This is a genomic window from Streptomyces sp. NPDC006384 (genome assembly GCF_042870695.1).
In the GTDB taxonomy this organism is placed as follows: domain Bacteria; phylum Actinomycetota; class Actinomycetes; order Streptomycetales; family Streptomycetaceae; genus Streptomyces.
Genome location: NZ_JBIAHR010000030.1, coordinates 52,525 through 75,409, shown reverse-complemented (window position 1 = coordinate 75,409; position 22,885 = coordinate 52,525). Strand labels below are relative to the sequence as shown.

Annotated in this window: 24 protein-coding genes and 2 pseudogenes; 9 read left to right on the top strand and 17 right to left on the bottom strand. The window is 70.3% G+C overall.

Annotation, left to right across the window (positions count from 1 at the left end):
- Positions 1-21 precede the first annotated feature (21 nt).
- Complete coding sequence (locus ACFYOJ_RS31530) at positions 22-1,287, top strand: ATP-grasp domain-containing protein (protein WP_356559270.1); 1,266 nt, start codon at positions 22-24, stop codon at positions 1,285-1,287.
- Positions 1,288-1,517: 230 nt separating this feature from the next.
- Here ACFYOJ_RS31530 and ACFYOJ_RS31525 read toward each other — a convergent pair whose 3' ends face one another.
- The 4 genes from ACFYOJ_RS31525 to ACFYOJ_RS31510 all read right to left on the bottom strand — a co-directional run bounded on the left by ACFYOJ_RS31525 (position 1,518) and on the right by ACFYOJ_RS31510 (position 3,603).
- A complete protein-coding gene (locus tag ACFYOJ_RS31525) occupies positions 1,518-2,006 on the bottom strand; it encodes a hypothetical protein (RefSeq protein WP_356559272.1) in 489 nt (162 codons plus the stop codon).
- Positions 2,007-2,045: 39 nt separating this feature from the next.
- Entirely contained in the window at positions 2,046-2,267 is a 222-nt protein-coding gene (locus tag ACFYOJ_RS31520) for a hypothetical protein (protein WP_356559274.1), read from the bottom strand.
- A gap of 230 nt (positions 2,268-2,497) precedes the next feature.
- Positions 2,498-2,953: a hypothetical protein gene (locus tag ACFYOJ_RS31515; RefSeq protein WP_356559276.1), complete on the bottom strand. Its 456-nt coding sequence runs from the start codon at positions 2,951-2,953 to the stop codon at positions 2,498-2,500.
- A gap of 44 nt (positions 2,954-2,997) precedes the next feature.
- The gene (locus ACFYOJ_RS31510) at positions 2,998-3,603 is read right to left on the bottom strand and encodes a hypothetical protein (RefSeq protein ID WP_356559278.1); all 606 of its coding nucleotides are present in this window, start codon (positions 3,601-3,603) and stop codon (positions 2,998-3,000) included.
- A gap of 440 nt (positions 3,604-4,043) precedes the next feature.
- Between ACFYOJ_RS31510 and ACFYOJ_RS31505 the strand changes: the two are divergent.
- From ACFYOJ_RS31505 to ACFYOJ_RS31485, 5 genes and pseudogenes are all read left to right on the top strand, one after another.
- Positions 4,044-4,308 (top strand): annotated as a pseudogene (locus ACFYOJ_RS31505) (HU family DNA-binding protein).
- Positions 4,309-4,486: 178 nt separating this feature from the next.
- On the top strand, positions 4,487-5,266 hold the full coding sequence (locus ACFYOJ_RS31500) for a hypothetical protein (protein ID WP_356559332.1): 780 nt from the start codon (positions 4,487-4,489) through the stop codon (positions 5,264-5,266).
- A gap of 36 nt (positions 5,267-5,302) precedes the next feature.
- A complete protein-coding gene (locus ACFYOJ_RS31495) occupies positions 5,303-7,441 on the top strand; it encodes a hypothetical protein (RefSeq protein ID WP_356559334.1) in 2,139 nt (712 codons plus the stop codon).
- Entirely contained in the window at positions 7,438-8,040 is a 603-nt protein-coding gene (locus ACFYOJ_RS31490; RefSeq protein WP_356559336.1) for a hypothetical protein, read from the top strand. The genes ACFYOJ_RS31495 and ACFYOJ_RS31490 overlap by 4 nt, the downstream gene beginning before the upstream one ends.
- Positions 8,041-8,107: 67 nt before the next feature.
- The gene (locus ACFYOJ_RS31485; RefSeq protein ID WP_356559338.1) at positions 8,108-8,521 is read left to right on the top strand and encodes a hypothetical protein; all 414 of its coding nucleotides are present in this window, start codon (positions 8,108-8,110) and stop codon (positions 8,519-8,521) included.
- Positions 8,522-8,546: 25 nt separating this feature from the next.
- Here the strand turns inward: ACFYOJ_RS31485 and ACFYOJ_RS31480 are convergent, their stop codons facing one another.
- The 4 genes from ACFYOJ_RS31480 to ACFYOJ_RS31465 form a co-directional block, all read right to left on the bottom strand.
- Positions 8,547-9,173 (bottom strand): hypothetical protein, encoded by a 627-nt coding sequence (locus ACFYOJ_RS31480; RefSeq protein ID WP_388598350.1) that lies wholly within the window; start codon positions 9,171-9,173, stop codon positions 8,547-8,549.
- Between the two features lie 232 nt (positions 9,174-9,405).
- On the bottom strand, positions 9,406-9,756 hold the full coding sequence (locus ACFYOJ_RS31475; RefSeq protein ID WP_388598348.1) for a hypothetical protein: 351 nt from the start codon (positions 9,754-9,756) through the stop codon (positions 9,406-9,408).
- Between the two features lie 100 nt (positions 9,757-9,856).
- Complete coding sequence (locus ACFYOJ_RS31470) at positions 9,857-10,177, bottom strand: hypothetical protein (protein ID WP_356559548.1); 321 nt, start codon at positions 10,175-10,177, stop codon at positions 9,857-9,859.
- Between the two features lie 45 nt (positions 10,178-10,222).
- Positions 10,223-10,672, bottom strand: coding sequence for a hypothetical protein (locus ACFYOJ_RS31465; RefSeq protein WP_356559546.1), 450 nt, complete (start codon positions 10,670-10,672; stop codon positions 10,223-10,225).
- A gap of 578 nt (positions 10,673-11,250) precedes the next feature.
- Here ACFYOJ_RS31465 and ACFYOJ_RS31460 point away from each other — a divergent pair.
- Complete coding sequence (locus ACFYOJ_RS31460) at positions 11,251-13,845, top strand: MXAN_6230/SCO0854 family RING domain-containing protein (RefSeq protein ID WP_388598346.1); 2,595 nt, start codon at positions 11,251-11,253, stop codon at positions 13,843-13,845.
- Between the two features lie 458 nt (positions 13,846-14,303).
- On the opposite strand, the gene ACFYOJ_RS31455 is transcribed toward ACFYOJ_RS31460, so the two are convergent.
- From ACFYOJ_RS31455 to ACFYOJ_RS31435, 5 genes are all read right to left on the bottom strand, one after another.
- Positions 14,304-14,618, bottom strand: a complete 315-nt coding sequence (locus tag ACFYOJ_RS31455; RefSeq protein ID WP_356559037.1) for a hypothetical protein — start codon at positions 14,616-14,618, stop codon at positions 14,304-14,306.
- Between the two features lie 170 nt (positions 14,619-14,788).
- Positions 14,789-15,421, bottom strand: coding sequence for a hypothetical protein (locus ACFYOJ_RS31450; protein WP_356559039.1), 633 nt, complete (start codon positions 15,419-15,421; stop codon positions 14,789-14,791).
- An 82-nt stretch (positions 15,422-15,503) separates the two neighbouring features.
- Entirely contained in the window at positions 15,504-17,297 is a 1,794-nt protein-coding gene (locus ACFYOJ_RS31445; protein ID WP_356559041.1) for a VWA domain-containing protein, read from the bottom strand.
- On the bottom strand, positions 17,294-18,265 hold the full coding sequence (locus ACFYOJ_RS31440; RefSeq protein ID WP_356559043.1) for an AAA family ATPase: 972 nt from the start codon (positions 18,263-18,265) through the stop codon (positions 17,294-17,296). The genes ACFYOJ_RS31445 and ACFYOJ_RS31440 overlap by 4 nt, the downstream gene beginning before the upstream one ends.
- Before the next feature lie 50 nt (positions 18,266-18,315).
- Positions 18,316-18,714 carry a WGR domain-containing protein gene (locus tag ACFYOJ_RS31435; RefSeq protein ID WP_356559045.1) on the bottom strand — a complete coding sequence of 133 codons (399 nt, stop codon included), beginning with the start codon at positions 18,712-18,714 and terminating at the stop codon, positions 18,316-18,318.
- Between the two features lie 241 nt (positions 18,715-18,955).
- On the opposite strand from ACFYOJ_RS31435, the gene ACFYOJ_RS31430 reads away from it, so the two are divergent.
- Positions 18,956-19,156: a hypothetical protein gene (locus tag ACFYOJ_RS31430; protein ID WP_356559047.1), complete on the top strand. Its 201-nt coding sequence runs from the start codon at positions 18,956-18,958 to the stop codon at positions 19,154-19,156.
- Here ACFYOJ_RS31430 and ACFYOJ_RS31425 read toward each other — a convergent pair.
- The 4 genes and pseudogenes from ACFYOJ_RS31425 to ACFYOJ_RS31410 form a co-directional block, all read right to left on the bottom strand.
- Positions 19,149-19,574 (bottom strand): hypothetical protein, encoded by a 426-nt coding sequence (locus ACFYOJ_RS31425; RefSeq protein WP_356559049.1) that lies wholly within the window; start codon positions 19,572-19,574, stop codon positions 19,149-19,151. The two genes, ACFYOJ_RS31430 and ACFYOJ_RS31425, sit on opposite strands and share 8 nt — an antisense overlap.
- 179 nt (positions 19,575-19,753) lie before the next feature.
- Positions 19,754-20,344 (bottom strand): annotated as a pseudogene (locus ACFYOJ_RS31420) (DNA methylase); the annotation flags it as partial.
- Positions 20,345-20,526: 182 nt separating this feature from the next.
- Complete coding sequence (locus ACFYOJ_RS31415; RefSeq protein ID WP_388598343.1) at positions 20,527-21,003, bottom strand: hypothetical protein; 477 nt, start codon at positions 21,001-21,003, stop codon at positions 20,527-20,529.
- Between the two features lie 183 nt (positions 21,004-21,186).
- Positions 21,187-21,948, bottom strand: coding sequence for an RNA ligase family protein (locus tag ACFYOJ_RS31410; RefSeq protein WP_356559254.1), 762 nt, complete (start codon positions 21,946-21,948; stop codon positions 21,187-21,189).
- A 213-nt stretch (positions 21,949-22,161) separates the two neighbouring features.
- Here ACFYOJ_RS31410 and ACFYOJ_RS31405 point away from each other — a divergent pair, with 213 nt between their 5' ends.
- On the top strand, positions 22,162-22,329 hold the full coding sequence (locus ACFYOJ_RS31405) for a hypothetical protein (protein ID WP_356559252.1): 168 nt from the start codon (positions 22,162-22,164) through the stop codon (positions 22,327-22,329).
- Positions 22,330-22,885: the final 556 nt, after the last annotated feature.

Sequence of the window (22,885 nt, the reverse complement as noted above, 5' to 3'; positions counted from 1 at the left end):
CGGTCAACCCGAGGGAAAACCATGACCATCGCCATCGTCGACGGCTACTCGACCGGAGCCGCCCTCGCAGCACGGCTCCATCACCTGGGCGTGCCCTGCTCCCACATCCAGAGCCAGCCCGACAACCACGACTTCCTGCGTCGCACCTACAACCCGGCCCACTACACCCGCGACCATGGCTTCGCCCCGGACCTCGAGGACCTTGCGGACCGGCTCAGGCGCGAAGGAACCACGCGCGTCGTGGCCGGCAGCGAGTCCGGCGTCACGACCGCCGAGTTCCTCTCCCATGCCCTGGGCCTGCCCACCAACGCCCCCGAACACAGCGCGGCACGCCGCGACAAACACCTCATGGCCGCCACGGTCCGCGCCGCCGGCCTCGCTACCCCGCGCACGCACCTCGCAGCCTCCCCTGCCACCGCGGCGCAATGGTTCGCCACGTCGGGCCTCCCCGAAGCCGTCGTCAAGCCCCTGGCCTCCGCCGGCTCGGACGGCGTGCGCTTCTGCCGCACACCCGCCGACGTTCACGACGCCACGCGCACCGTGCTGGACAGCCCGAACATCTTCGGCCAGCCGAACGCCACCGCCCTCGTCCAGGAGCGCCTCGTCGGCACCGAGTACTACATCAACACCGTCACCCTCGACGGCCGGCACAAAGTCGCCGAGATCTGGCGCTACACCAAACAGACCCGTCCTGGCGCCGGCCCCATCTACGACTACGAGGAGCCCGTACCGGCGAACACCCCGGATGCCCGTCTCCTGCGCACCTACACCTTCGCCGTGCTCGACGCACTCGGCATCCGCAACTCCCCGGCGCACACCGAGGTCATGCTCACCGAGTCCGGCCCGGTCCTGATCGAAACCGGCGCCCGGCTCGGGGGCGCGACGTCGCCGGCCGTTGTAGAACAGCACTGCGGCATGTCCCAGACCGCCCTGGCAGCGGCAGCCCTGGCCGCCCCGAAGGCTTTCGACGACTTCGTGGACCGCCACCTCACTTGGACCGGCGCCCTGCGCAACGTCGAGTTCATCAACCACCGGGCCGGCCACGCCGACCGGGCCGCGATGAGCCAGGCCGCCACCTTGCCCAGCGCTGTCGAGGTCTGCCCAGCAGTCGAACACGGTGACCTGCTGCGGCCCACCACGGACCTGCTCAGCACCCCCGGATTCCTGTACCTCGCCGCGGAATCGAAGGAACAGGTCGAGCGCGACTACCTCGTGCTCAGGCAGTGGGAGCGCAAAGGACTGCACACCGGCGCCTTGGCCGTCCCGGCCGGCAGCACCGGTCCGTGAACTGTCCGGGGCGCGGAGAACTGGTCGGACAGGCGCAACCGTACGATGCTCCACGCCTGGGCACGACGTGCCGACGAGGAGCGAAAACCTCCGCTCCCGGCAGGGAGCAGCACTAGCATGGAGCGCACGAGCAGCCCGCGAGGAGTGCCACCCCCCGGCACTCCTCCCCGGCCTCGAGCTGTGAGGCTTCGGCGTCCGCGTTGTCCCCCGAGACGCCGGACTCCGAAGCCTCACGGCTGACCGCCCTCGCCCCCGGCCACGAAGGCTCGCACCAGTTCGCCGCCCAGGTCCGTCAGCCGTACGGCGCCGCCGACGTCTTCAGCCAGGTGCATCTCGATCAGGAGCTTCGTCCTGACATTGCGGCGGTCGAGGGACAGACTGCCTGACGTGGCCTCGGCGAGCAGCATGCGCTGCCGAAACCCCAGCGCGGCCCAGCGCCCGACCGGTGTGATCTTCCAGGCCGTGTGCCCGCGAAACGCCAGCGCCTCATCGGGCTCCAGCCGGAAGCCGTCCCCGTCTTCCCGGTAGATCCACCCCTCCGCCAGCATCGCCTCGATCAGCCGGTCACTGGCCTCGCCCGGCACGTGCCCGTTGAGGTTCGTGGCAGCGCGTGTGAGGTACTGCCGCTCCCGCACGGTGGGATTCCGCCCGCCCGTCTCGAGACCCGGATGTGGCGCACCGGCGCCATCGGCGCCGGCGACGGACGTGTTGCTCGTCACGAGCCGCGTCTCCCTTCTCGTCGAAGAGCTGACCAGTCCCTATGCGCCGGCGGAACCGGCGGTGCTGCACTCGGCCAGCTCGGTGTCGCTGTGGTCACCGAAGGAGAGGCCCTCGATCCGTACGCCGAGCTTGTCGAAGGAAGCGAGGTCATGCGTCTCGTTTTCGAGCTGCGCAGCCCGCGCCTCGGCCTCCTGGGCAGTTGCGGCGACGAGGCTGAACCGGAGGGACGTGGGAGCGACGAGAAGGTGTAGCGGGGGCACGGGCCCTCCATAGGTTGTAACAGGACATGAGCTGGGTGGTGCCCCTCGTCGCGTCAGGCGGCGAGCCGGACGCACGGGCCTGAACCTGTCGGCGACCGATCGCAGCCGAACTGGCCGCGGTCTTCGGTAGGACCTGGCTGTTCTTGGTGGCATCAGGGATCACGTCGAAGGCGTCATGGTCGCGGCTCACCTTCCGTCCTGCGAGGTAGCTGCCAAGCCCGGTCAAGGGGTCACGAAAGGTCGGGGTCGGAGCAGCGGATCGTGCGCGTACGACCCACGGCGTCAGTGACCGTCCACAGGGACTCCGTCACGCCCGGATCGAGCTGACGCTCGCGCGCCTCGTCCGCCGCCTGCTGAGCGTCGTCAACGCCGTCGATGGCGATACGCCAGGAGGCGACGAACGTCTGCGGTGCGGTCGTGGGGGCCGGGACATGGGGGATGAACACGAGGGCACCGAGGTCGACGGCACTCTCCCAGCCGGCACGGCGCAGCGTCGCGGCGTACGCGGTGCTCTGCTCCTCTTCGAGATCCCAGGTGTCGGAGCTGAGCGGGTTGTAACGGACGACGAGGTGTTCCGCACCGAGGTCGGGGCGGAAGACGAGGAGTTCGCTCAGCTTGTGGCCGGCTGTGCCCAACGCAGCGCGGACGGCGGAGACGGCCGGGTCGGCCTGGGTGGTCGTGGGCATGGAGAGTCCGTTCTCTGGAGGCATCGACTGCCGTCGGGCGGGGACTACGCGGTGAGCAGGGCGTGCAGCGCGGTCACGCGCCGCTCGGTGTCCGCTACGGCGGTGAGGGCGCGGATTGCGGTCTCGCGGCGTGCGCTGAGCTGTGCGGTGTAGGTCTTGAGATAGACCTGTGCGGCCTGTCGCCGGGCTGCGGCGGCCAGCTCCTCAAGATCCTGGCGCTCACGCCAGGTCTCGATGAGGGCGCCGAGGACGGCCCGTGCGTGCCGGTGCGTGCGCGGAGGAAGCCACTCGGGGCGGCCGGTCTTGCCCCGGCGAAGGGGCCGGAAGTCCGCAGCCTCCTCGATGGTGACGCGGATCGGTCCGGTGAGGACGATGTTGTTCACCGACAACGGCCGCGGGTCGTGCAGGGCGAAAGCGGAGGCGAACTGATCGGGATGGATGAGGAGTTCGTCGGACGCCCGCCCGGGCATCGTGGGGTCGTCCGCCGAGGTGGCGGGGGACAGCATCACGCAGCCGCGCACGTGCGGAGCATGGAGCCGGTACAGGACGCTTCCGGACCGGGTGTCGGTGCGCTCGGTGATGTCGAGGCGGCCGTAGGGCCCAAGGTCGCGGGTGGTCGTGTGCTGCTCGTGCAGTCCTGGATCAGGCACGTCGGCTCCTCCCGGCATCAGGGGCCGACGGGCCCGCCCCCCCGGGGGGGGTGGGGCGGGCCCGTCGGAGGAAGCCGTCCGGCGGGCGTAGGGAGAGCACCGGACGGCGGGCTGGTGGGTCACAGTCGGGGGCTTCATCCGGCTTGACCCTTTTAGTTTAACGTATGTGAGAGGGGTGGTCAAGGTGATTGCGTCGCCGCAGGAGCGGGCCGGCACCGGTGTCCGGCTGGGGTTTGCCGGGCACCGGTGGTGGCGGGAGTGTGGGTTCACCGGTCTTGGTGGTCTCGCTTCGGGGCGCTGTGGGGCGCAGTTCGGATCACCAGTGCGATGCGAGGCGTGGGTCGCGCACCGGGTGGCGTTGTCGATGGGGCCTGACAGCGTGAAGGGGCGGCAGCCGCGCAGGCAGAACAGCATGGAGAGTTCAGGGGAATCACAGTGAGTTGGTGGCCACCCTGGCCGACCGCGCAGGGGTGGCCCGCCAGGGCGCCGATGCCGTCCTGGCCGCGTTCGCCGAGATCGTCGGCGACATCGTCTCCAAGGGTGACGAGAAGGTCACCGCGCCCGGCTTCCTCACCTTCGAGCGCGCCCACCGTGCCGCCCGGGAAGGGTGCAGCCCGGCTTCGGGGGCGGATGGCCATCCCTGACGGTCACGGTGTGAAGGTCACCGCGGGCTCGAAGCTCAAGGAAGCCGCCAAGGGGCAGTAGTCCTTCCCGGGGATCGGCGGGAAGTAGCAGTCCTGCCGTCGTCGAGCTGTCGATGGGAACGGCCCGGAAGGTGATGGGGGCGGACCGGGGAATCCGGTCCGCCCCCATCACCTTCCGGGCCGTTCCCAGTTATGAGGAAACATAGGTATTCCTTGGAAATCTCTGGTAGACTAAGAGCATGAAGAAGGTGCTGAATGAGGTCGAGGGGCAGATGGCCCGACTCCGGACCGAGATGCGGGCCGCGTCCGAGATGTCGGACACCGCACTCCTCATCGACCTCCGCTTGCGACTGGAGAGCGTCCAGGATCGCTGGTTCGCACTGCTCGGTGTGCCGGCCGATCCGTCGGCTTCCGCCAGCGCCGAGCCCCGGCCGCTGAAGTCTGTGCGCGAGCGGGTACTGCAGACTCTGACCCTCATCGGAGCGCCGGCGAGTCAGAAGACGATCCGGGCCGTGCACGAGGCCTTCTTCGGAGGCGCGCCCCTGTCCTCCGCGTGCATGGCGAGCCTGCGCCGGGACGAAGAGCGCAGCTTCCGCAGCCACAGGGGCGTGCGCACACACGTGTGTCCCGCCCTGCTCACCCAGTCCTTCCGGCCCGCCCGCTCCGTGCTCGCATCTTCCGCATGGCCCCTGCACCAGCGGCTCCTCGCTCCCGGCACAGACCAGGTCAACTACCTGACCATGGCGGTCAACCTGGCTGAGGCCGCAGCGGGAACCGCCGGCGAGAACCAGGGAGACGGCGAGGCGATCAACGCGCTGCTCGCCAGCATCGCGGCCAACATCCCCGGCCTGGCCGGGAACAAGCCCGCCAGCGCGGCACGGATACGCGACGCTGCTCAGCGGGAACTCGACCGCCTGCTCCCCGAAGACCAGGCCGACCGCGACCAGGCCGCCCGGACGGCTACGAAACTCCCCTCCGTCGAGCAGATGTTCGGCACCCCCGCACCCCAGAGCACCTGAACGCCAGGGCAGGATCCCGGAAGGGAAGGACAGACGATGACCCAGGTACGCCTCGCCGGATGCGCCGGATGCATCGGCAGCGGCCGTCCCGGCTACGTCGTGGCGTGGGTCCTTGAAGACGGTCAGATGCTCCCGAAATGGGAGCGCTGCCCGGACCAGTGCACGGCGGAATCCCGCGCTGCGACCATCGAGCGTCACCTGCGGCGTCGTGCTGAACAGGAGGCTGGGGCCGCCCAGCAGCCTCAGCTTGACGCCGCCTCCGCACCCGCCGCCCAGCCGGAACCCGTCCCCGAGCGCACTCTTCCCCAGCACATCCAGGAGCCGACGGTGCGCTGGCAGGTCCCCCCTCGCCCCCCGCAGCGGGGGCGTCCCGCACAGGGGGCCGCCCGGCCCGGCGGACGCCGTGCTCCCGCCCGCGCCGGGAGCGGCTCCACCCCGGCTGCGAACGCTCCTCGACGGTGGCCGGCCGTCGCGCTCGACCACGACGGGAACGGCTGGCAGACGGACATCGCCCAGGTCCCGCCGCCGGCCGGGACGAAGCTCACCGACTGGTTCGCCTGGCTCGGCACCGGCCTGCCCCTGCGTATCGACCGGGTCCACGAAGCGGGACGGACCGGTGACGGCATCGTCTGCCTGTCGGCCGCGGCGCTCAAGGCCCTCGGGCTGCCTGCGGGCCTTCCGTCCACGGAGAAGGCGCTCGCCGCTTTCACGAAGAAGATGAACACGGCGGCCGCCAGCGTCGGCATGGAGCTATCCCAGGAACTCGGTCCCGTCTTCCACGCCTTCCGCCGCGCCGGGGCTGTCGGCGGACCGAAGTCCTCCCTGCGTGTGGTGATCGCGCCCTGGCTTGGCCAGGGGAGCGACAAGCAGCAGGTGACGGGCGCGATGCTGGCCGAGCTCGCCGCCGCGCCCACCGGCGAGCTGGACGCGCGGACCCTTGCGCGCCGGATCCGCAAGTACGTAGCCGATCTGGGGATCGCGCCCGGCGTCACCCCCGCCACCACCAGCAAGCTGCTCCTCGACGCTGTCCGCCCGCGCACTGAGCCGTTCCAGAACGAGGAGGGCGAGTGGGGCTCGCGGCCTCGTGAGGGGGCACTGCCCGGCGGTGACACCGTCGTGCCGCCGGCTGCCGGAGCCCGCCACCCTCTGACCCGGGAACTCCAGGAGCGCGGCGACGCCTTGTGTGAGGAGGAGGACTACAAGTACTGGTCCCGGCCCCTCACCGAGACAGAAGCGGCCATGCCGTACGCCGTCGCCTGCGATGTGTGTGCCTCGTACCTGTCGGTGACCATGTCGCTGCGCCTGCCCGCCGGGCCTCTGGAGCACCACTCCGAACCGGTCTGGGACACCAAGGCGCCCCCCGCCGGTCTGTGGTGGTGCGACTTCACCGACATCGAAGTGGACCCTCTCCTGCCGCACCCGGCCACGTTCCACGGCCAGCCCCCCGTCAGCGCCGGCTGGTACGCCACCCCGACCGTCGCCTACATGGTCACCGAGTACGGCTTCGACCCCACCACCATCACCGAGGCGTACCTGTCGACCATGACGGTGCCCTTCCTCAAGGAGTGGACCATCCGGCTGCGCGAGGCGTACAAGGGTGCCTACGGGCTTCTCGGACTCAAGGACGGGCAGGAGCCCGAGGAGTTCCTCGCCGCCTACGCCGCGCACAAGGACATCGATTCCGAGGACACGGACCGCACCGACGCCCTGGTGCTCGCCGGCCTCTACAAGGCGATCTACAAGGGCGGCGTCGGGAAGTGGACCGACGGGGCCGCGTACCTCGACGAGGAGACCTGGCTGCGGGACGTTGTGGCCAACTGGTCCTACCGGCCGGAAGTGCGGTACACGATCATCTCCGCGGCCCGCATCGCCAACCACAGGCGCATGCGCAAGACGTATAAGAAGATCGGCCGGGCCCCGTTCGCGATCAACGTCGACTCCTACATGTACGCCACCGAGCAGCCCTCGCCGCTGGAACTGCTGACCCCGCCGGAGAAGGACAAGCCAGTGCTCGGCGTTCTGCGCCTGGGCATCGGGCCCGGCCAGTTCAAGCACGAGGCGAGCATCCCCATGCCCGCCGTCCTGGAACTCCTCAACAACAACGAGCATCCCTCCCCCCTGACCCACGACTACACCACCGACGGCACGCCGTACCCGCAGAAGGACCAGCCGTGACCACGAGTCGAGAAGACGCGGCCAAGCAGGTCGACTTGACCGAGATGTACTCCCGGGTCAATCAGCTCTTCTACACCTCCAAGCACGCGCCGGTACGCACCACCACACAGACCGCGCATGCCCTCGAACGAATCTACGGCGGCAAGACGGCCGCCATGGCCGCCGCGTACAACGTCAAGCCCCGCACCGTCCAGCGCTGGCTCGACGGATCACGTACGCCGCAGGGAGCGAACGCCGCCCGGCTCCTGCGCGACGCCACAGCCGCGCAGACGACCAAGCGCGGCCGCGAGCGCCGAGCCCGGCAAGCCGAACATCACCGCGGGCACGTCCTGGTACCGCGAGTCAACAACTTCACCGTTCGGGGCTCGGACGCAATCCGCTCACGGGACATCAACATCACCCTCAGTGGGCAGGATCTCGCCGCTCTGGCGCGGGCGGAGAACGAGAGCGAGGTCGACGCCATCATCCAGGCCGGGATCGCCTCGTACTTCAACGGCGGTGTCGAGGGCGGCTTTCACCCCGGGGACTTCGGGTACGACGCGGGCTCCCTCGTCTTCAACGTGCCCGTGATGACCGGCTCAAGCCGTACGGGCGAGTGAGAGGAGCCAGCGCCCGAAGGCGCCGGCCCGGGGGCCGCTGTCGGTGGGGGCAGGCACACTGGGTGCCATGGTGACACCGGCCGAGACCGCGCCCGCACGGGTCCTCCCCGCGCTGCCGGACCACGACCAGGAGGCAGGCGAGATCCGCTGGGGAAGATGGGAACCCGCCATCATCGCCTCGCACATCGACCCCGCCTGCCCGACGTGCGCCTTCCCCGGACCGCTGTCGACCGTCTTCGGCGCCACCTGGTACACCCCGGAGCCGACCATGGTCCGTGTCCGGCGTTCCCAACCTGGCCAGCCGTCCAAGTGGGTGCGCGCCCAGGGCAAGCCGTACTGGTGCAAGACCCACTACGCGGTGCGCTGCCCGCAGTGCGACGAGATGCGGGTCTACCGCCGGGACGGCTGGGTGGAGATTCACTACCGGCCGCCCACTACGGAACGCGCCGTGCCGCCGACGGATGACAACGTGCTGTTCTAGCCCACCGCGCCCGGATACGACGCTCTCAGGACGGCTCCATGGCCGCCTCGGCCTCGTTCCCCAGGGCGGGATAGCGCGCGGCCGAAAGCATCTGCGCAGCCTGGATTCCACGCTTGATCCCCGACCGGTAGACGGCACCCACGGTCGTGACGTTCGCAGCGAGGCGCTCGTACTCCGCCAGAGGGTCAGGCAGTGCGCTGAGGGCCTCGGGATCGGGTGCGGCAGCCGGCGGGACGAGACCGGGGTACTTCTCGCGCCACTGCCGAATCTTCCGGATCGAGGTGACCGACGTATGCCAGCACGCCGCCAGCACCTGATCGGCGAGACCGCTCGGCAGGCGCAGCGGGATGCTCTCCGGGAAGCCACCGTTGCGCGACCCCGGCCACCGGCCGCCGAGGGCTCGGGCCTCCGAGGGAATCGCGGGCCATGTCCGGGACCAACCCCGTTCTTCGAGCTCCTGCTCGATGCCGCAGGCCGCCAGGGTGTCGACCGTGTCGAGCAACTCCGCTGCCCCACGCAGGCGGAGCACCTCCAGCCGCCAGCGGTTACGAACCTCGGCCTTCTCCTCGCGAGTCAAGCCCCGGGTCTGCCAGGCCGGCGCGGAGGAAAGGATGATGCGGCGGCTCTTTTCGACGCCGAGGACGTCCTTCACCTGCTGCCGGGTACCCGCGGCTACCCATGCTGTCGCTGCGGTCGTTCCCTGTGCCACTGGCGCCCACCACCCCATATCGCACTTTGCAAAGGACAGTTGGCCAGGTTACTGGCGTGCGGACGTCCTGCTGTCCGGAAGCGTCCGAACCTGTCCGAACGGACGCCGTCGGACAGCAGGCGGCAGGGCGGGGTGTAGGGGCGCCACAGGCCATGCCGGCGCTCCCGGAGTTCCTTCACAGGGCCTGCTTGACCTGGTCGATCCCGCTGCCCAGGCGCTCATAGATGTCCGAGGCCGCGCCGCCGTCCGGCTCCTCGAGGTCCCGGTAGTACTCGATCGCGGGCTTCAGGTCCGCCAGCAGCCAGTCCATGTCCCGGTGCAGCTTGTCGGGCACTGGCACCTGTCGCTGCACCTGCTCCAGCAGGCTCACCAGGCGCTCGCCAGCCGACTGGACCTCGTTGCCGAGATCGGCGGAGAAGCCGTTCTCTCCCTCGTCACCCCCGTAGCCCCACGACTCCCGCACCTGACTCACGACCTGCTCGAGCCGGGTGAGCTCCTTGCGGATCTCGTCTACGCACTGCGGCATCGCCAATCCCTTCCCGTATCCAGCCGGGAACCCGACCCAATTCAACGCCTGAGGCATAGTTGTCGACACATTCACCCGGTGATCATTTCCGGTCACAGCGCTAGCCGCCGAGGAGGGTGCTGCGCGCTTCCAGGGCACGGGCCAGAAGTGCGGCCTCGCCAGGGTCGACGAGCAACGGGCCGCGGGTCTGGGGGGCGGCGGGCATGGTGAGCCGGACCTCGCCCTGGCCGAGGCCGCCGGTCAGGTCCGCGATCTGCTCCGGGCTCAGCGCGTGGCGGACGAAGACGTCGACGTCGCCGAGGGAGATGCGAAAGGTGAGCAGGTGGCCGAAGAGCACTTCGATGACGTTGCCGCTGAACATGACCTCGGCCAGTTCTTCGGTCGTGCGCTCGGTGTCGTCGAGATCGTCGGTCGGGGGCATGCAGCTCCAGTTCTCCGAGAGGGTGGGTGTCGGCGTGTGCCGGGGTCAGGCCGCGCTGTCGTCAGGTGTGTACGGGCTGCGGAAGCGGGCGGGGATCTCGGCCGGGGGAGTGCCGGGGCCGGGGGCATCGGCCGGACCGCGGCCGGAGTGGCTCCAGTAGGACAGAGCGAGGGCCGCGACTGAGTCGTTGCGCTCCTCACGGGTGGCCCAGGCTTCGACAGTTACGTCACCCTCCGTGTAGATGGCGAGCGCGTAGCAGATGTCGAACGGCGAGTCGTAGAGGGCTACCGCCTGGTAGGGCCAGTTGGTCAGGTCCCACCCCTCGCTGCCCCAGTCCCGCACGCCGGTCCATCCCCAGGGCTTGAGGTGCGCCAGCCAGTCGCTGGCATCACCCCCGTCGTGGAAGCCCTCCGGGAGGAACGGAAGAAGCTCCAGCGGAACAGGGCCGGAGGTGAACGGGCGGTTGTCCCCGGGCGGGCGGGTGGTGTCGGTCAAGGTGGCCTTCCTGGTCGAGAGCCCCCAACGGACCCATAACGCCAATGTACTCCAATGTCGTCATAGAGTCAAAATAAAAGGGTCAACAGATGGGCGTGCTCGTGGGTTGACGTAAAAAAATTGACGTTAGACCCCGGAGTGGGTACTGTTGTCGTATCGCAGCGAGGCCCCGGCCCCGCGGCAACGGGCCCACCCTCTACGGGGCGTGCAGGGGCACCAACGCCCCTACGGTCCTACGTACGAAAACCCCGTACCACGACGAAACGGCGGTTGGTAGTGTCCCGGCTGCGGGGCGGCTCCGATACGTGCTTCCTTCTCACTCTTTGGAAAAGACCCAGCGCGTTCACTTTCCGCCCCGCCTCCGAGAGCCTCACCTCCTGGTGCGCTGCGAACAGCCGGCGCCTCCGCTGCGCCCGTCGACCACGATGAGGTTGAACTTTCGGCGATGTCGAGCGGCTCTCAGGCGCCCTCCCCTCCGGGGCGGGCACGTGGCCCTTCCGCTCCGGCTCATGAAGACGAAGCCCTGCACGCCAGGGCCCGTAGGCCCGGCAAGCGACCGGGACAGGGGGAGGACGATCATGACGACGACCACCACCGGAGCCCGCCGCGGCCTGGCCGCGACGCTCCTTGCCCGTCGTGGAGCCGTCTACCTGAACGAGTCCGCCCAGTTCCCGCCGACGTCGGCCCTCGGCTCCCTCGCCGGCATCACCCTGCTGGAAGCCGACCTCCTCGAGCGCAGCTTCCTGCTGTCGAACGACCTGCGCCAGGTCCTCGTCCGCAACACCGACACCGAGCTCGCCACCATCGGCCGCGTCCTGCTGGCCGACATCGACGCGGCGCTCGGCGCGGACCGCGACCACACGCCCCTGTTCCGCAGCTTCCCGGCCAGCACCCCCACCGACACCCTCGCCCTCTACGTCGACCGGGTGCTGTCCGTCCTCCTCCAGACCCCCGAGCAGCCGTGCGTGCTGTGCGGCTCCAATGCCACCGTTCACGCAGTCGCCCCGTGTGCGCACCTGGTCTGCACGTCCTGCTTCGACGGCGTCGACCTCTCGGCCTGCCCGATCTGCCAGCGCCACATCGACACGGACGACCCCTTCCTGCGCCCACAGCACCACCGGCCCACCGCTGGTGCTCGCCGTGCCTTCCCTGACCGGCTGCGCATCCTGACCCACGGCGGCGACTTCGCGGACCGCAAGGCCGACGCCACGGCCGAACTCACCGTCCTGCTCTCGCGCACCGGTGCACTCAGCCCGCAGGACACCGACGACCTGGCCACCCTCCTGGACCACGCAGGCGACCGTACGGACCTGCAGTGGCTGCCCGAGACCATCCCCGGCCGCGAGACCAAGGCCCGCGTCCTGGCATGGCTCCTCAACGAGCCGGCCCACTACTCGACCGTGCTCCCGGCCGTGACCGCCCACATCACCACGGCTACCGACGTCCTGCGTCTGGAGGCCGTCCGCTCCGGCGGCGACACCGGACTGGTCACCCCCACCCGCTTCACCGCCATCCCGCGCCCGCTGCGCCGCGCCCTCCTCCAGGCCCTCGACCGCCTCGACGTGACCCTGGTTGCGGAGGACATGCGCCGCCACGCCCAGGCGTGGAAGCACCTGGCAGAGCGGCTGCACCCCTTCGAGTACGCCACCCGCTACCCGCAGGCCGCCCTCGCAGTCGCCGCCCTGCGCAAGACCGCGCTCACCGACAACGTCCTCTCCCGCACCCTGGAGGCAACTGCGCGCCGGGTACCGGCCGCCAGCACCAACCGCCCGAAGGTCGCCCTCGCGCTCTGGTCCTCCCAGGTGGAGACGGCCCTCGCCGAGGCCGACCTGCCCCGCGCGCTGACCCTGCTGACCCAGAGGGCCGGCGAACTGCTGCGGCGCCTCGACCACGTCCTGCGCACCGCCGGAGACGACCACGCCCAGAGCGCCCTCGACGCCCTGGAGCAGGCAGCGCCCCGCGTCGCACCGGCGGTCATCCTGTCGGCCCTCGGAGAGATCCGCACCCGGACTCGCAAGGGCACCAAGCGGGTCTTCTTCCCCAAGGGAGGCAACGCCAAGGCCCACATCGCCGCAGACGAGCGCGCCCCGCTCCCGGACGCCGTCGTCGACCGCGTCGTGTCCATCCTGACCGGCGAGATCCTGCGCCGTGCGGGCCGGCTGACCCCGGTGGACACCGCCGTCATCGACGCAGGCCTGAACGGCGTGATCGCACCGTTCGCCGAGCGGACCGCCTCGCGGGCGCTGGTCACCCTGCCGCGCGGCAGCGAACTGCCCCTGCCCGACGGGCGCACCGTCCGCCTCTTCCTCCACTGGATGGAGAGCGCCGACTCCGGCACCACCGACCTTGACCTGTCCGCAGCGATGTTCAACGACACCTGGGACCACATCGGCACCTGCGACTACACCCGGCTCCGCTTCGCAGGGTCGGCGGCCATTCACTCCGGCGACCTGCAGAGCGCCCCCGCCCCGCGGGGCGCCAGCGAGTTCATCGACCTCGACCTCGACCAGCTGGCCGCCGCCGGCGTGCGCTACCTCGTCGCCGCAGTCTTCTCCTACAACAACGTGCCCTTCGACCAGCTCGCCGAGGCCTTCGCCGGATTCATGGCCCGGGACGAGGACGGCAACACCGGAGCGGTCTACGACCCGCGCCAGGTCGAGCAGCGCTTCGACCTGACCGGGCAGGCCCGCGCCAGCGTCCCCCTGCTGATCGACGTCCAGGGCCGCACCATGCGCTGGCTCGACATCGTCCGGGGCGTCACCGGCACCCACCACGCCGTCCACCGGCACGCGCACGACCTCGCCGACCTCGGCGAGGGCCTGACCGGCCTGTTCACCTCCGGCGCCCGCATCGGACTCGGCGAACTCGCCACCTGGCAGGCAGCCGCACGGGCCACGAACGTCGTCGTCCGTCACCTCGACGGCTCCACCACCGCCTACCAGCGCCAGCCGGAGGAGAGCACCGCGGACTTCGCCGCACGCATCGGCACTCCGCTCACCGACCGGCACGTCGACCTGGACGCCACCGAGGTGAACCTCGCCTACCTGCTGCGCGGCGACCTGCCCCTGGCCGTAGGCGGCGAGGCGTACGCTCTGCACCCGGCAGGACTCGACGCCCGCCAGGTGCGCCTGCTCGGCGCCTCCGATCTGGTCTCCGCTCTCGTTCCGCGCTAGCGGCCGGTCAGCAACAGCAACGAGCCCTTGACGGCGCCCTGCCCTGCGCGGCGTCCTCAAGGGCCCCTGCGTACGGCCACGTCCGGTCACCACGTCCGCGCCGGTCCCGGCGGACGGCGGCGACCAAGCACCCGTGTGGTGCACACGCCAGCCGCAGAAGCGCAGCGCGACCAGGCCGACCACCTTCCGAGCTGAAGAAGCAGGGCCAGGACCTGCGTAAGGGGGGAAGCGGCACAGTCCCGCTGGCGGTCGCGCCGGCAGAAGCGAGGTGCACGCGGCCGCGGCAACGACGAGCACGCAGACGGTGAGGCCGCTCCAGACGGTCATCGGAGCCCGTTCAGGCCGGCGTGCGAGCTCGTCGGCGACTGGCCGCTCCGTCACGCCCCCGCGGGTTGGGATGCCCCGGGTGGCCGGTCCCACGGAGGACGCCGATGACGAGAGGGCGCGCAGGCGGGAGTTCAACTCCCGCTCCGCGTACGGAACAGCCGCTGGGCCGCCGCATGTCCGAACCTTCCCAGGCCCATCCCGACGGCGGCGATGACGAACACCCCGATCAACCGCTCCGCGAGCAGATAGGTGCTGACCACGGGCTGCCACACCAGCGGCAGCAGCAATGGGAGCACGCGTACCGGATCCACGCGGCGCCACCCGAGCAGGCCCTGTTCCGGCGGGCGTGTGAACAAGGCGCCGCTGGGGCTGGTGCAGGTGATCGCCGCGCCCAGCAGCAACGGCAGCAGGAGGGTCAGCAACAGGTCGAGCACGGCGATCGCCACAGGCGGTCTCCTCGGTTTCAGAGCTCTGGGGCCGGGCGGAACCGGCCCGGCTCCGGCGAGCCTCGTCCAGAGGGCCTGTGGACAGAGGCCCCACGGGACAGCCGGCGCGCGCAGCACCTGCACACACAGCCCTGGCGACAACAGCGAGGAGGAGGGCCGTGAGGACCGGACTACGCCGGGGGGTACAGAGCGTCGGTGACGACGCGGACACAGGCGAGGGTGTCTTCCCGGTAGACGGACACCGGCGTCTTCGGGTAGCCGGGCGACTCGTACAGCGGTGCGACTCCGGCGGCAGTGACGAGGCGCGCCCGCCACCCACGGTGCGCCTGGACGGCGTGCTCGATGTGATTCTGGTGCTCGATGAGGACGTACGCGGTCCGTTCGTCCGGCTTGTGGTCGAAGGACCCGGCGATGATGCAGCTGTTGCGCCCCAACTGGGGGGAGTAGCCCGTCTGCTCGGGCACCTGCGCCTCCTCGAGCAGCCGGCGCAGCAGGCGGTCGGCCCGGCACTCGCAGAACTCGACCTGGCAGAGCTGTTCTTCGGCCCACGTGAGGAGGGTGGCGACGGCGGAGGCGATCTTGGCCACTTCTTCCTTCCCGCGCTCCATGAGGGGGTCGTCCGGACCGTCGGTCATGTCCAGTTCCGCCGCGGTCGCCAGGCTCTCCTTGCGCAGGCCGGCGAGGGCCAGACGCAGGCGGGCGAAACAGAGCGGGGTGTCGCCGGCGGCGAACTCGGCGATCGGGCCCGCCGCGGACATGTTCTTCGCGGCGTGGCGGGCCTGTTCGAGGGTGGTGATCGGCATGCAGCCTCCTTGGTGTGACGGCGCCCCGTGTCCGGGCGCCGGATGGGGCGGGCGGGCCTGTGGCAGCCCGCCCGCCGGTCGATCAGGCCTGACGCAGTGCGGAGACCAGCGCGTTGCTCAGAGCGGCGGGAATCTCGGAGACCTGGCTGATGTCCACCCGGTGGGCACCGGGCAGAACGTTCGAGCGGGGGTCGAGGCAGAACCAGAGGACGTGCACTCCGGCCCGGATCAGGCGGCGCACAAGACGCTCGCCGCCGACCCGCTCCTCCGGCTCCCAGTGGCCGTCGGACACGATGACCAGAACGCGGGCACCGTCGCGGCGGGCCAGGCCCAGGGCGCCGTCCAGCGCATTGGTGGCTTCGGTGAAGCGGTGGTTGTTGTCGTTCGCGTGGAACTCGGTGACCTGGGACGGCGGCTGCCCGGGCGAGACGATCGGCGTGACGGCCGTGCCGAAGGCGACGGTCGCGGCCTTCCCGGCGACTTCGCGGGTGCCGTGCGCGAACATCCAGGCCGTCGAAGCGATGATCGAGGTGTAGGCACCCATCGAGCCGGAGACATCGACGGCTACGCCGACGGCGACCGGCGGCTCCTGGGAAAGCGTGCGCTTCCTGGAACGGAAGGGGCGGACGGTCACCGCCATCCCCAGGCTGCGCTGCGCCGCTCCGAGCATGGCGTCCCGCCCGGACAGGCGGCCCGGCGGGAGCGCGGCGGCGACGCGGACACGGGCGGGCTCGCGGAACCGCGCCTTCGCCAGGGCGCTGCCCAGCCGACGGGCGGCTGCCCGCTCCACCGGTGTGGGCGCCCGGTGACCGCTGACGGGATACCGAGGCCGAGAGCGCTGGGAGGACGGGGCGGGGGCGGGCGTGAAGACCCGGCGAGCCGCCCGCTGCGCGGCCTGCTGAGCAGACGCCTCGGCCCGGCGTTCCTGCTGGCGCTGGGCGGCTTCCTCCTCGGCCCGGCGCTCCTGCTCGGGATCGGGCAACGCTCCCGTGAAGATCTGAGCCTGCACCGAGGCGGCCTCGGCCACGGCGGCGACAGCTGCTCCGATCACGTCCGCGCCGTCCGCGCCGTCCGAGGCGGCTCCGACGCGGGGCTCGCCCGCTGCGCACCCGACGCCGGGAAGGTCCGCGTCGTCGTCCGCCCCGACGACCTCGACCCACCGGCGGGCAACGTCCAGCAGACCGTGCTGGTCGCCGTCGTCGAGCGTCAGCACCTCCTGCCACAGGGCACGCAGCGCCGCGAGATCCCCGAGGCCGAGGACGCCCTCGACGGCCGTGCTCACCGGCTGCACTTCGGCCTCTGTGAGCACACCCGCGTCCACCCGGCCCAGGACGAGGGCGGCGCCGGCCGCCGCCCTCCACCGGTCGTACAACGAGGAGGCGCTGTCCTGGGCGGGCAGCACGATGTTGCTCGCGCAGGCGCGCAGGAACACACGGTCCTGCGGGCGCTCCTGGAGGTGCCGGGCCTCGATCCGGGGTTCTTCGAGCAGTACGGCGGCGCGGATCACCGCCCGACCTGCCGAGGTGTCCCACTCACCCCAGCGGGTGCTGCGCGCGTGAGCGGCCTCGTGGGCGGACATGCCTACGATCACCGGATGCCGCAGCCGGCCCGAGATGCTGAGCGGGTCCACCTGGTCGGGGTGAACCCCGTCCTTCAGGGCGACCGCCCCGTTGACGGTGACCTTGATCAGCCGCGGGTCGAACCATGCCGCGTCGGCCGTGGGCGCGCCGTCCCACACCATCGTGAGCAGGACGTCGTCGCGATCAGCGAGGGTGTTGATGATGGAGCCGAGCCGCCGGGCAAGGGCGTCCCGGGCGTCGGCGAGGTCTGCATCGACTTCCTCATGGCGGGCGGGCGCCGCCGGGGCACTCGTCACCGGCGCCCCGCAGGAACCCGGGTACCGAGGGACAGAGGAGCGTGCTCGCCGAACCTCTCCTTCATTGCGGCGGCGAACTCCTCACGGTCCTGGAACGGGCACTTGCGCAGCAGGCCCGCGACGGCGAACTGCTGACCGAACCGCCGGCTCGTCTCGGCGAACGCCAACGCGTCGCGCAGTTGCGGAATCCAGCCCTCGTACGTCTGCTGCCGCTTGCGGCTCTCCAGGTTCTTGGCCACGGTGATCAGGTCCACCGGTACGCCGAAGTCGGCGGCCAGGTCCCAGTCGGTGGTCACTTCGACGTGGTGGTGGAACCGGCTCAGCAGGGCATCGCTCAGGTGCGCGCCGGGCACTTCCGGATTGCAGGCGCCGATGACAAACCAGTTGGGGCCGACCTTGAGCGGGGGCAGCGCCGGGTTCTGGGTGACGTGCAGCTCGTCGCGCCCGTCCATGAGCGCGTACAGCACGGTCAGTTCCCGGGGGTCGATCAGGGCGATCTCGTCGACCAGGAGCGGGACGTCGTTCTTGATGCTGCGGATGAGCGGGCCCGGGACCCACTCGAAGGCGTCGGTGGTCGGGTTCTGGACGAAGGTGCCGACGAAGTCCGCGACCTCGGTACTGGCGGTGCCGACGATCGTCTCCAGGCCGGAGTGCTGCCCGGCGACGGCGTCCTGGACGAACGCGGCCTCGCTCAGGGCGGTCTTGCCGGTGCCCGGCGGTCCGACGAGCAGAACGTGTTCGCGGTGGCTGCGGGCGTCGCGCAGGAACGCCAGGTCCTCCAGCCCGCCGAGCAGGCGCGGCTGGTACAGCTGCCCGTTCGGGCGGATCTGGGGGCCGATCGGCGGGAGCGCCGAGGACAGGACGGGTGCAGACGGAGCGGGCGTGCGCGGCCGGGTGCGCTGGCGTCCGACCTCTTCCAGCTTCTCGCGGCCGCGCTGTGCCATCTGGTTCGTGAACGGAGTGGACAAGGGACTCCTGTGTGGTGAAGGGGCCGGGACGACGGTGGCGGTCTGTGCCGCTAGAAGGCCGATCCCGGGATGCGGGAGGCCTTGGGGAGCTCGGTGCCGGTCTGAGCGGCGTACTGGCCGAAGTGGCGTGCGATGGCGCGGGCGTTGTCCCTGGCGTTGTCGGCGCCGGCGAGCGAGGCGGGGATGTAGAAGACGGTGAACTCCCGGCTCGCCTCGTAGCCCTTCCGTTCCTTGTCGCGGGACTTCTTCACCACCTCCTTGAGTGCCTCCTCGGCGGTGATGCCCGTACGCAGCAGTCCGATCTGGCCCTCCTGGCCGCGGCCACCGTGCAGGCCGAGCGCCAGAGGTTCGGGCCCGGTGACGACCATGAGGCGGTAGAACTTGTCGCTGCCGCCGCTGTCGTCGTGGAGTTCCCAGCCGAAGCCGAGGACGTCGTCGCTGGAAGCCAAACGAAGAACCTTCCATGTAGGTTAACTTTTTTGCGTCGATCGGGGCGCGGATGTGTCGCCGTGCGCTTGCGGACTCGCGCACCCCGTGTCGCATGTACTAATGTACCTGTGCTGCAATCGGACGTCAATGTAAAAGGGTCATGAGTGGTGTCCGTCAGTGTCGTCTTCGCGATGTCGGCCGACGCTCAGGCGCTTCGCCTCGCCCGTACACTCGGCACTTCCAGGACCGGGGGAGGGCATCATGACGAACACACCGCACACTGCTGGCCGGCTCGAAGCCGTCGATGTCCCGATCTACGCCGGCCTCGTCGAAGAACGCGGCGATGTCCTCGCCGAGACCCGCCGAACGGCGGAGCGGGCGCTGCGCGAGGCGGGCAAGGCACTCGACTTCGGCCTGACCGCCGCCGACGTCGGCAGCGGACCGGGCTTTTGGGTCACATAGTCGCTGAATCGTCCGCCCTGTCGCACTGCGGTGAGCGGCCGGAGAGGCAGATCTCCTCGATCAGGCGCATCTGTGCGGAGGCCTTCTCGTCCCACTCGCACCGGCGCTCCTCGGAGAGCCGGTTCAGGTCACGGCCGACGGGGATGAACGGGGAGCCGGGGTGGCCAGGCCACCGGTTTCCGCTGACCGGGTCGTAGTTCATGTTCCGGTAGGCCAGCCACGATTCGAGGTGGTGCGGACACATCTTCGCGGGCGGCCGGACCGAGTAGCGCTGATCGGGCGGGAAGAGGTTGTTGGTGGCCAGATGCCGGTTGCGGCGCCATGTGGCCGCGCCCCAGCTGTGCCACTCCTGCCTGACCTCCTGGGGAACGGGTTCACCCAGGTAGCGGTGCGGGGCCTCCGGGTGCGGCGTAGTCAATCGGTCTCCTTCATGTGGGGAACGGGGAACGGCGGAATGAGGGGTGCCGTCGAGGGCGCGGAGAGCCGGGGCTGGGTCGCAACGAGCCGGCCCGCGGCGTTGAGCTTGAGGTAGGGGCGCATGATGTCCGGGATGGGAGCCGTGTCCGGGACTCCGCGCGCGATGGCGCCCCACTCGCCGGTCGTCAGGAACTCGTTGCCGATGTACTCGGTGTACGCGGGCGGGATGGCCTCGGTGAGCTCCTCATGGATGTCGGTCCAGTGGATGTCCATCGCCTGCTGCATCTCGCGGACGGTGCCCTTGCCACCGCCCTTGCCGTAGGCCGCGATGTACGGGCCGTCGCGCCACACGCCGTGGCGCAGGCCCCGGACGTAGCCGCGATGAGGCTGGTGCGGGCGCTTGTTGCCCCGCCAATAGTCGATCTCGAAGTACCGGTGCCGCAGCACGCCGAGTCCGAACATCTCACCGCACAGGACCAGGTCCCGCCTCAGCTGCGAGCCCTGGACGTTCTCCATGACGGACGGGACGCCGTACCAGGCGAGGAGCTCGCGCGTGGCCGGGATCAGGTCGATGTACTCGCGGCCCTTGTTCGTGCCCTTCGTGAGGGTGCACGAGTGCTGGCACGGCGGGGACGCATGGACCAGGTCGAAGTCCTGGATGTGGGCGTGAGCGAACTCCAGGGCGTCGCCGCGGTGGAACTCGAAGGGATAGTTCCGCCGCGCGCGAAGATCGACGCCTACGACGTCGAAGCCAGCCCGGTAGTAGCCCATCCCGGCCCCGCCGGCGCAGCAGAACAGGTCCAGCACGCGCGGCCGCCGCCCGCGGAAGGACGGCCTCTTGGGCAGTCCCGCAGACCGCGACGGGCGGCAGTCTCCCGCGCGGCAGCACGGCAAATCCAGGCGCCCGGGCCGCCACCGCGCCGTCGGCGGGGGAAGCACGGAAAGCGGGCCGGTCACGCAGCCTCCGGTGCGCCCGGAAGGCGCCGGGCCAGCACGGCAAGTGCGTCGAGTACCTCGGCGGCGTGCTGTACCTCCTCCGCTTCGTTGCCCTCGGTCCGCGTCCACGCTTCCCGGCAAGAGGCGCTCAAGAATGGGACGATCTTGCGGAGCGAGACCAGCGGCGTGCCGTGGACATTGCACTCGGCTTCCAGGTCTCCCACGCCCGGAACGCGGCCGATATAGGAGCCGTTGGCGGGGCGGGAGGGGTCCTGCCAGATGACGAACGCCGCTGAGGGAGCGGTCGCGATGAGCGCGTCCGCCAGGGCGCGCGCCGAGCCCGCCGGTACCTCACCGGTGCTGTACACGGTGCCGAGGCCCAGGTACACGGGCGTGGAGCCGTGGCCATAGTCGGTCGTCACCTGCCGTGCACGGAAAGCGGCCAGGACCGCCGGCACCTCGGCGTCGTCGACGGTGTAGATGATGACCTGCAACTGCGAACTGGCGTACAGCGGTGCCTCCTTGGGCGGCTAGAGGGTAAGAGGGCGGACGCGGGGCAACGGGAACCGCTGCGGACGAGAGCGGGACCGCGCGGCCTGTTTGGGCGCGCTGGGGTCCTCCGCAGGCGGCCCCTGCCACGGCAGTTCGCCGTGGCAGGGACTCGCGCGCGGGTGTGGTCACATGGCGGACAGGCGCTGGAACGTGCGGGCGTAGTCCTCGACGCGCGCCTTGGCGATCACGGAGCGGTCGGTCGTGCGCAGGACGAGTCCCTCCGGACGGCCGCCGGCGCCTTCGTCCAGCGCGACGAGCGTGTCCGGCAGGCGCGTGGCGAGGAACTGCTGCATTCCTGCCAGGTCGGTCGGGAGCTGATCCGCGGGGATGTGGCCCAGGCGCGGAGTGACCTCGATGCCGTTCTCCTTGGCCGTGAGGGTGAGGTCATCCTCGGCGAGGAACTGCTGGCCACCGTTCTCGCGCCACGTGCTGATCACGGGGCGTGGGAGCTCCAGGACCGCGGCGTCCACGACCGCGACGTCGAAGAGGCGGTAGCCCACCGCGCGAGTACTGGTGTACTGCTTGCTGGCCTTGCTGATCTTGTCGCCGAAGACCTCGAAGAAGTAGACGCGGATTCCCAGGGCGGGGGCCGTCAGCCGGTCCGCCAGCGACCGCAGGGCGGGAACGATCGGGTCCTTCGGGTTGACGATGCGGTCGCCGCGCGCGTGGAGGAGATCCTCCCGGCTGCCGATCGCGTAGTCGCCGCCGGGCAGGACCACGATCCGGGCGTTCGTGCCGTCCACCTTCTCGGTGAGGACCACGTCGTCCTGGAAGGCCACCGCGCGGTCGAGCAACGTGCCCCGGTCGATCTCGTGGTACGTGGGGATCGGCGGGTACTTCGTCGCAGAGTTCAGAGCGGCGAGGTCCAGCGCATCGAGCTTGGTCAAGAAGTCCTCCGTGGGCCGGGCCTCTCCCGGTATCGACGAGCGAGGCGAACACCCCGCATACTCAAAAGTACGTCATATGGGGGCGTGGGTCAACTTTAATAAGTCGCCAAGGGGTCGCGTGAGCGCGTGTCGCAATGAAATTGACTCATAACCCCATATGACGTACATTAGATGTGTGACGGGATCGGACCACTGACCTGGAGGAAGAACACCGTGAAGCCTCGCCTGAGCGACTACACGCGGAACCGCGCGCACGCCGTCGCCACACAGAACCTGCGCCGCTCCGGAGCGAGCGGAGTCCATGCGGCAGGCCCGAAGCGTCAGCGCACCCGCCGTGCGTCCGAGAAGGCGGCCATCCGCTTCTCGGTCACCGCCGGATGACCGTTAACTCACCCGACCAGAGCGCCACACCCGCTGGAGAGTCCGTCACCGCCACCTCATCCGCGCTCCTTGCCGTGATCGTCACGAAGGCGGACGGGGGACTCATCCGGATCGGCCCCATCCCCACCCCAGACGCAGCCGAGGCGATCCGCGCCTCGCTGTCTCGCCCTACCACCAACCCGGAACAGGCCGCGGCCACCGCCGAGGTAGCGCACTTCGCCCCCGAGCAGCCGCACCTGTCCCTCCTGGACGCCGAGGTCGAGACCGTCGCCAGGCTGATCGACCACCCCGAGCAGGGAATCGAGATCCCCCTACCCCAACCTCTGGGACCGCCTCGTTGCCCAGCACGGACTCAGCACCGCCGATGCCGTCTTCAAGACGGCGCTCACCGCTCGCCGTACGTGCCGCAAGGCCCCCGGAAGGCCGTCAGCCCGACCGCTACTCGCGCCCAGGCCGGCGCCCCACTTCGACCACGCTCTGCGGGAGCTGCTCACAGAGAACATCGGCCCTGGAGGCCTCTCACCCGCCGCGCTGGACGACACGCTCACCAGCATCC